General features: G+C 67.0%; 13 protein-coding genes and 1 pseudogene. 8 read left to right on the forward strand and 6 right to left on the reverse strand.

What is annotated here, in order from left to right; translation table 11 throughout:
* The 7 genes from JHC57_RS19715 to JHC57_RS19745 form a co-directional block, all read left to right on the forward strand.
* A partial coding sequence (locus JHC57_RS19715) for a DUF2384 domain-containing protein (RefSeq protein WP_294032288.1) occupies positions 1-269 on the forward strand: 269 nt, incomplete at its 5' end.
* Positions 266-487 carry a hypothetical protein gene (locus tag JHC57_RS19720; protein WP_294032289.1) on the forward strand — a complete coding sequence of 74 codons (222 nt, stop codon included), beginning with the start codon at positions 266-268 and terminating at the stop codon, positions 485-487. The genes JHC57_RS19715 and JHC57_RS19720, both read left to right, overlap by 4 nt.
* Positions 488-786: 299 nt before the next feature.
* The gene (locus JHC57_RS19725) at positions 787-993 is read left to right on the forward strand and encodes a cold-shock protein (protein WP_294032291.1); all 207 of its coding nucleotides are present in this window, start codon (positions 787-789) and stop codon (positions 991-993) included.
* A gap of 16 nt (positions 994-1,009) precedes the next feature.
* Positions 1,010-1,273, forward strand: coding sequence for a translation initiation factor IF-1 (infA, locus tag JHC57_RS19730; protein WP_294032293.1), 264 nt, complete (start codon positions 1,010-1,012; stop codon positions 1,271-1,273).
* A 65-nt stretch (positions 1,274-1,338) separates the two neighbouring features.
* On the forward strand, positions 1,339-1,491 hold the full coding sequence (locus JHC57_RS19735; RefSeq protein WP_294032295.1) for a hypothetical protein: 153 nt from the start codon (positions 1,339-1,341) through the stop codon (positions 1,489-1,491).
* Between the two features lie 27 nt (positions 1,492-1,518).
* The gene (locus tag JHC57_RS19740; RefSeq protein ID WP_294032297.1) at positions 1,519-1,716 is read left to right on the forward strand and encodes a hypothetical protein; all 198 of its coding nucleotides are present in this window, start codon (positions 1,519-1,521) and stop codon (positions 1,714-1,716) included.
* Positions 1,717-1,748: 32 nt separating this feature from the next.
* A complete protein-coding gene (locus JHC57_RS19745; protein ID WP_294032299.1) occupies positions 1,749-2,303 on the forward strand; it encodes a GNAT family N-acetyltransferase in 555 nt (184 codons plus the stop codon).
* Positions 2,304-2,305: 2 nt separating this feature from the next.
* Here the strand turns inward: JHC57_RS19745 and JHC57_RS19750 are convergent, their stop codons facing one another.
* Entirely contained in the window at positions 2,306-3,139 is an 834-nt protein-coding gene (locus JHC57_RS19750; RefSeq protein ID WP_294032301.1) for an AraC family transcriptional regulator, read from the reverse strand.
* Positions 3,140-3,387: 248 nt separating this feature from the next.
* On the opposite strand from JHC57_RS19750, the gene JHC57_RS19755 reads away from it, so the two are divergent.
* Positions 3,388-4,350, forward strand: a complete 963-nt coding sequence (locus tag JHC57_RS19755; RefSeq protein WP_294032303.1) for an SDR family NAD(P)-dependent oxidoreductase — start codon at positions 3,388-3,390, stop codon at positions 4,348-4,350.
* A gap of 50 nt (positions 4,351-4,400) precedes the next feature.
* Here the strand turns inward: JHC57_RS19755 and JHC57_RS19760 are convergent, their stop codons facing one another.
* The 5 genes and pseudogenes from JHC57_RS19760 to JHC57_RS19780 all read right to left on the reverse strand — a co-directional run.
* Positions 4,401-4,697, reverse strand: coding sequence for a hypothetical protein (locus JHC57_RS19760; protein WP_294032304.1), 297 nt, complete (start codon positions 4,695-4,697; stop codon positions 4,401-4,403).
* A 356-nt stretch (positions 4,698-5,053) separates the two neighbouring features.
* Entirely contained in the window at positions 5,054-5,725 is a 672-nt protein-coding gene (locus tag JHC57_RS19765) for a DUF6445 family protein (protein WP_294032306.1), read from the reverse strand.
* Positions 5,722-6,996, reverse strand: coding sequence for a DUF6596 domain-containing protein (locus tag JHC57_RS19770; protein WP_294032307.1), 1,275 nt, complete (start codon positions 6,994-6,996; stop codon positions 5,722-5,724). Before JHC57_RS19770 ends, JHC57_RS19765 begins: the two co-directional genes overlap by 4 nt.
* 135 nt (positions 6,997-7,131) lie before the next feature.
* A pseudogene (locus JHC57_RS19775) lies at positions 7,132-7,482 on the reverse strand (YciI family protein); the annotation flags it as partial.
* Positions 7,483-7,570: 88 nt separating this feature from the next.
* On the reverse strand, positions 7,571-7,830 hold a 260-nt coding region (locus tag JHC57_RS19780), incomplete at its 5' end, for a helix-turn-helix domain-containing protein (protein WP_294032308.1).

Below are 7,830 nucleotides of genomic sequence, written 5' to 3' on the forward strand. Positions count from 1 at the left end.
GCCCGCACGCGCCCGCCCCGGGCCGCGCGCGTGCGGGCTTTGCCTTCCGCAAGCAGCGCAGCCCGCTCTCGCCCGAGGAGGCACGGCGTCAGGGCGACATCAGCCAGCTCGCCTTCCTCAGCATGGGCGGGCGCGATCCGGCGATCGCCTTCCTCAATAGCGAGGATACCGAACTCGGCGGCCGCCCGCTCGCGCTCGCGACCGCCAGCGTCGAGGGTTTCGCCCGCGTCGCCGACGCGATCCGCGCGCGCGCCGCGAACGACGCATGAACCGCGCGATCAACCTCAGCCTCGCCGAAAGCGAGCTGATCGCGATCTGCCGCTCCGCGCGCATCGGCGTCAGCGCGATCGAGCCGCTGAAATCGGGCGGCACGCGGCTTGTCTGCATGACCCGCGAGGGTGCCGACGAAATACGCCGGCGGCTCGCGGGCAGCATCATCGACGGCGAAGTCGACCGCTATCGCTTCCATCGCCCGCCGCAACGATAAGGATCGGAGACCGAAATAATTGCACTTTATCGGTGCATTTGCGGAAAATAATGAGGTGCATTCCGATAGCAATTCCGGGCGCGCAGCCGCGGAAAAATCCGCCGCACCGGCGCCGCGCAATTTTGCGACAATTTGGCGCGACCTTGACTTTTTGCGGACAATCGCCCATATGGGCAGGGCTAACGTCGCATGCGACGGAAATTGACGGCCTTCCGGGGCACTATCTTCCCTTCACACGCTACCAGCTCCGCCGGTGCTTTTGCCGGTGGATTCCCGTTTCTCGTGAAAGGAAACACCTCATGGCCATCGGCACCGTAAAATTCTTCAACACCGACAAGGGTTACGGCTTCATCGAGAATGAAGACGGCTCGGGCGACAGCTTCGTCCACATCACCGCGGTCCAGGCCGCCGGCATGGACACGCTGAACAAGGATCAGCGCGTCTCGTACGAACTCGAACGCGGCCAGAACGGCAAGGTCTCGGCTATCAACCTCCAGCAGGCCTGATTATTGGCTCCTGACCTTGGCTAAAGAGGAACTCATGACCTTCGAGGGGCAGATCGACGAGATCCTGCCCGACGGGCGCTTCGGCGTCGTCCTCGAAAACGGTCATCGGGTGATCGTCTATACGGCGGGCCGGATGCGGCGTTTCCGCATCCGGTCGGTCGTCGGCGACGCCGTGCGCGTCGAGATGACGCCCTATGACCTCAGCAAGGGCCGCCTCGTCTACCGCGAACGCGGGGCCGGGCCGGTTCCCCCCAGCCAGCGCAAACGGCGCGGGCTCTGAACGAAGAGGCCGGCGATCCGCGCCGGCTTCCAACAGTAAAATACGCAAGATCAAAGATAAAGATGATGACTATGTTCAATGACAACAATCCGATTTTCCCCGCTCTGCCCGCGCTGTCGCTGGCCGGCAAGGCGATGACGGCGAACCCGCCGCGCCGCCGCCGTCCGACGCTCTCGCGCCGCGAGCTCCGGCGCCTGATCGCCGATATGGTCGATTGATCGACCCCAACATCCAAGGAAGCAGCCATGTCGGCCACCATCGAATTCTATGTCGCGCAGGCCGAAAAATGCACCGCCGAGGCCGAGGCCTCGGCGCTGACGCAGGTCCGCGACCGCAACCTCCGCGCCGCCGCGGCGTGGCAGGCGATGGCCGACAAGCTGCTCCACACCGAAAAACTGCGCGCCGAAAAGGACGCGGCCGCCGCGGCGGCCGCGCACGGTTGACGCGGGCACCGGGCACGCGCCATGGCCGGGTCATGTTCACCCACCGTATCGCCACCCCCGCCGACCTCGAAACGCTCCGCGCCGTGATGGCGCTCGCCATCGCCGAGCTGCAGAAAGGCTTCCTCTCGCCCGGACAGATCGCCGCGAGCAACGCGGTCATGGGCCTCGATACCCAGCTGATCGCCGACGGCACCTATTTCATTGTCGAGGCGGAAGGCGCCGACGGCGGCGTCCGGATCGCGGGCTGCGGCGGCTGGTCGCACCGCGCGACGCTCTATGGCGGCGACCACAGCACCGATCTGCGCGACCCCGCGCCGCTCGACCCCGCCACCGACGCCGCGCGCATCCGCGCCATGTACACCCACCCCGATTTCGCCCGTCGCGGCGTCGGGCGGCTCGTCATGGCGCTCTGCGAGGATGCGGCGCGCGCCGCGGGCTTCCGCCGCGCCGAGATGATGGCGACGCTCTCGGGCGAACCGCTCTACCGCGCCTGCGGCTATGAACCGGTCGAGCGCATCGAGGCCCCCGGGCCCGACGGTGTCGCGGTACCGCTGATCCGCATGGGCAAGCCGCTCGTTCCCGCCTGACCTCAGGCGGCGGCGATCGTCATCGCCGTCCCGCGCAGCCGTTCGGCATCGCGCGACGGCGGCAGGCCGAAGGCGCGGGTATATTCGCGGCTGAACTGCGACGCGCTTTCATATCCGACCGAATAGGCAGCACGGCTCGCCTCGCTGCCGCCCGCGAGCAGGCGCCGCGCCGCGTGCAGGCGCAGTGTCTTCTGGAACTGCAGCGGGCTCATCGCGGTCGCTGCCTTGAAATGCCGATGGAAGGAGGCGACGCTCATCCCCGCAATCCCGGCCAGCTTGGCCGTCGGCAGCAGTGTGTCGAAATGATCGTGCATCCACAGGATCGCGCGCCGCACCCGCGACAGCCGGCTGTCCTCCTGCGCAATCGCGCAGAGCTGCCCGCCGAGCGGCCCCTGCAGCAGGCGGTAGAGGATTTCGCGCTCGCGCATCGGCGCCAGCATCGCAACATCCCCCGGCCGGTCGAGCAGTCCCAGCAGCCCCGCCCACGCCTCGACCAGCTCCTCGGTCACCGATGCGACCGCGAAGCCCGCGAGGTCGCCCGGCGGGACATGCCCGATCGCCGCGGGGTCCATGCTCGCGATCAGGTCGGCGAGTATGGTGCGGTCGATGCGCAGCGCCGCCGCGACATAGGGCTTGTCGGGGGTTGCCTCCACCACCCGGCCGACCGCGGGCAGGTCGAGCGAGGCGACGAAATAGCTCGACGCATCATATCGCAGCACCTGGTCGCCGATCACGACCTGCTTCGTCCCTTGCAGGATCAGGCAGGTGATGGGCTCATAGACGGTCGCGATCCCGCTCGTCGGCGCGCATTGCGTCGCAACCACAAGCCGCGGCACCGGCGTCTCATAATAAGGAGAAACCGCGTGCCGCAGCACTTGTTGGCATATCGAGTCGAGCCGGCCTTGCATGCCCCCAACATCGGACGGCGCGCGCCCGCGCGCAAGGGACGGCTCCCCCGCCCCCATCGCTTTGAGAGGATCAGGCAAGCGGATGCCATGATCGGGCAGCGAAGCCGCGGGCACAGCGCCTATGTTGACTGGGTCAGGGCAATCCCCTCCGCCCTGCCCCAACCAAGGAGTTTTCCATGACCCAGTTCAATACGAAATCGACCACCGACGACGTGCTTTCGGGCGTCGATCTTTCGGGCAAGCGCTTCCTCGTCACCGGCGTCTCGGCCGGGCTCGGCGTCGAGACCGCCCGCGCGCTTGCCGCGCACGGCGCCGATGTCGTCGGCGCGGCGCGCGATCTCGCCAAGGCCGAAGGCGCGACCGCCGCAGTCCGCAGCGCCGCAAAAGCCGGCGGCGGCAGCTTAGAACTGATCCGGCTCGATCTCGCTTCGCTTGCCAGCGTCCGCGCCGCCACAGACGAGCTCGTCGCCGACGGCCGCAAATTCGATGTCGTCATCACCAATGCCGGCGTGATGGCAGCGCCCTTCGGCAAGACCGAAGACGGATTCGAAACGCAGTTCGGTACCAATCATTTGGGCCACTTCACCTTCGTCAATCGCATCGCCTCGCTGATCAAGGACGGCGGTCGCCTCGTCAGCCTCGCCTCGTCGGGACACCGCTTCTCGAACATCGATCTCGAGGATCCGAACTTCGACCGCGGCGATTATGATCCGTGGATCGCATATGGCCGTGCCAAGACCGCAAACATCCTCTTCGCGGTCGAATTCGACCGGCGCCACAAGGACCGCGGAATCCGCGCCGCCGCACTCCACCCGGGCGGCATCCACACCGAACTCGGCCGCCACCTCGACGAAGGCGCGCTCGAGGCGCTGCTCGAACAGATCAATGCCACGGCGCGCGCGACCGGCGGCGAGGAGTTCGAGTTCAAGTCGATCCCGCAGGGTGCCGCGACCTCGGTCTGGGCCGCCACGGTCGCCGATCCGGCCGAGATCGGCGGACGCTATCTCGAGGATTGCCACGTCGCCGAGCTTGCCGAAGGCGATGGCCTGCGCGCCGGGGTCCGCGCCTATGCGATCGACCCCGACAATGCCAGGGCGCTGTGGGCAAAGAGCGAGGAGATGGTGGGCGAGACCTTCTGACGCCCCGATAACGAAAAGCGGGCGGGCGGTCTCGTCCGCCCTGCTTCGCCCTAGTCGACGACCCAATAGTCGGCCGCGCCCCCCGGCTCGAACCCGCGGCGGCAGATGATTTCGCCCTCGCGCGTCAGTTCGGCCCACGCCCCGATCGGCTCGCGCTCCATCATTGCCAGCGCCGCCGCGACATCCGCAGCCTCGAACGCTACGCGCTTCTCCATCCCGAACCAGGCATCCTGATAGCGGAGGACGAAGGTGTCGAGGACCGGCACCTCGGCCGGTGTTTCGGGGCGGGGCAGGCAGTCGCATTCGCCGTCGTCGGAACTGCCGGAATATGGCTGGGGGAATTTCATTGGGGGAGAGCCTTCGGTGGGGGAAACGAAGGGGCGGTCCCGACGGCCTGCTGGCCATGACCACCTCCGGGGCGGAACAGATGTTTACCGATGCGCCTCCTGATCGATTCGGGCATGGAATCGGGCAGTCGGGGACGGTCCGGCTGCTCGAAAATATATATATTATCATTGCCATACCGGCTGGTATCGACCGTGAGCCCTTCGACCGGCGACGGTTTTGAATCGACAAACGACTTGGCGGCCGCCCGAGCCGCGATCCTGCAAAACTTCACATGAAGATTGTCTCCGCAAAGGGTGCAGCGCCCGAATACCGGGCGTAGCCGCCGAAGCCGGCCGAAATCAGCGGCGGGCGCCTGTCAGCCGATCGAAAGGAAAGCGGTCACCGTCAGTCGCCCCTCGACCGGATCGGCCGATAGCGGATTGGTCGGTGAAATGGCGCCGCTGTGCAGGTTCCAGCTGCGATAAAGGAGAGCGCGGTTGTACCGCGCTGGCGCGGCATGGACGCGTTCGAACAGCGGCGTGTCGCCGAATATATATCCGGGCGGAGGCGGCCCCCCATGGCGGATTTCGGTATCGAGATGGCGGAAAAAGAGGTCGCGGCGCGCTTCGTCGACGATCTCGAATCCCGTCGCCCGGTGGCGATAGAAAGCGGTGCCGTCACCGCCCTGGGGCGACAGATAATGGACGAGCGCGATGCGGTCGGCGGTAAAGGCATCGATATGAGGCAGGCGCTGGGCGACGGTAAGCGCGTCGGCGCGCGTCGATACGATCGAAAGGCTCGCATCGACGACGGTCACGGGCCCGGTACGGCCAAAGACTTCGGCCGCCACCGCGGCGATGACCGGAAGCTGGGTTTCCAGATAATCGACCGGGAGGCTCGCGCGAACGCCGGGGTAGTGATGCAGCGCCGGCGCGAAATCAGACGCGGCGGCGTGGCGGCGCAGCGCATCGGGGTCGGGCGCGAAATCGTCGAGGATGGCGAGCGGCTGTGCTTCGGTGCCGATGCGCTCGACCCGGGCGCGCGTCATACCGCGCACGCCGCCGCGCGACCGAGCAGAAAGTCGCGCTCGCGCTCGTTGCCGGAGAGCGCCGCCGCCGCTTCAAATTGCGCCCTGGCTTCCTCATGCCGCCCGGCGCGGAACAGGAAATCGCCGCGAGCCGCAGGCAGCGGGGCGTAGTTGCGCAGCATCGCGGCGTCGGCGATCGCGTCGACCAGCCGCAGCCCCGCCTCGGGGCCGAAGGCCATGCTATGCGCGACCGCGCGGTTGAGTTCGACGACCGGCGACGGCATCACGTCTCCCAGCCGATCGTAGAGCGCGGCAATACGGGCCCAGTCGGTTTCGTCGGCCGAGCGCGCCCGCGCATGGCACGCCGCAAGTGCCGCCTGTAACGCGTAGGGCCCGTCAGCTCCGCCGAGCGCCCCGGCGCGCGCGAGCGCGTTTTGCCCACGGCGGATCAGGAGCTGGTCCCAGCGGGCGCGATTCTGCTCGGTCAGCGGCACGAAGCGCCCGTCGGGCCCGGCGCGCGCCGCCAGCCGCGACGCCTGAATCTCGACCAGCGCGAGCAATCCCAGCACTTCGGGCTGCTCGGGCATCAGCCCCGCCAGGATGCGCGCCAGCCGCTGCGCCTCGGCGCAAAGCGGCGGACGGACGAGCGAGGGGCCCGCCGTAGCGGCATAGCCCTCGTTGAAGATCAGATAGACGACCTCGAGCACCGACGCCAACCGCGCCTGAAGCTCGGCACCGCGCGGCACTTCAAATGCGACCCCGGCCTTCGCGATCGCCTTTTTCGCCCGCGTGATGCGGGCCGCGATTGTCGCCTCGTTCGACAGAAAGGCGCGCGCGATTTCTTCGACGGTCAGCCCGCCGACCAGGCGCAGCGTCAGCGCGGCACGCGCCTCGTGCGCAATCACGGGATGACAGGCGGCAAAGATCAGGCCGAGCAGCTCGTCGCCCAGCGGATCGTCGAGCGCCGCCTCGACGGCTTCCACGCCCATATCCGGTTCCTCGTCGAGTTCGCGGGCGATTTCGGCCTGCTTGCGCGTCCGCATCGCCTCATGCCGGACACCGTCGATCAGGCGTCGCTTCGCCGCGGCGGTCAGCCAGGCGCCGGGCCTGTCGGGCACGCCGCTCTTCGGCCATTCGGTAAGCGCTATCAGCAGCGCTTCCTGCGCCAGTTCCTCGGCCCGGTCGACGTCGCGCGTCATCCGTGCGAGCGTCGCGATCAGCCGCGCCCGCTCGATCCGGAATACCGCTTCGATTGCCCTGTTGGTCGGGTCTCGGATCTCGTCCTTCGCCATGCCTGCCTTCTCGGGCAAGGAAGCCGGAGAGGCAAGCATGGCGGTGGATATCGCTTATTCGCCGCCGAGCTTTTCGCGCAGCCGCTGTTCGCGCTCGGCGATCTCGGGGGTCACCGCTTCGCCGAAATCTTCCATTTCATAGAAAGGCCGGATTTCGAGTTCGCTCGGTCCCGGCATCGGATTGGGGCAGCGCTTCGCCCAGGCGACCGCCTCGTCCATATCCTTGACCTCCCACACCCAATAACCCGCGACCAGCTCGCGCGTCTCGGCGAACGGTCCGTCGATCACGGTGCGGCTCGCGCCGTCGAAGGCGATGCGCTTGCCCGCCGACGAGGGCTTCAGCCCGTCGCCGTCGACCATCACGCCGGCATTCACCAGTTCCTCATTGAACTTGCCCATCGCCTCGAACATTTCGGTCATGTCCTCGGTCGGAGGCAGGCCCTTTTCGCTATCTTCGGTCGCTTTCACGAAAACCATCACACGCATTTTCCATCTCCTTCGATCGGGCCAACAACGGCTCGTACCCGGACGACGAACGGGCCACCGTCAAATCGACACGGGTACGAAAAAAATTTCAGGCGACCTCCGCCAGCGACTGCGGCGTCGAAAAACGCTGCCGATATTCGTTCGGCGACAGGCCGATCAGGCGGTGGAACAATTTGCGGAACGCCGCGGCATCCTCATATCCAACCGACCACGCGATCTGGTCTACCGTGCGCTTCGTGAATTCGAGCAGCTCGCGCGCCTTGCCGACACGCAGATGCTGGACATATTCGACCGGGGTCATACCCGTCGCGCCCTTGAAGCGGCGCTGAAAGGTCCGTTCTTCCATCC

Source organism: Sphingopyxis sp. (assembly GCF_016463645.1).
GTDB lineage: Bacteria > Pseudomonadota > Alphaproteobacteria > Sphingomonadales > Sphingomonadaceae > Sphingopyxis.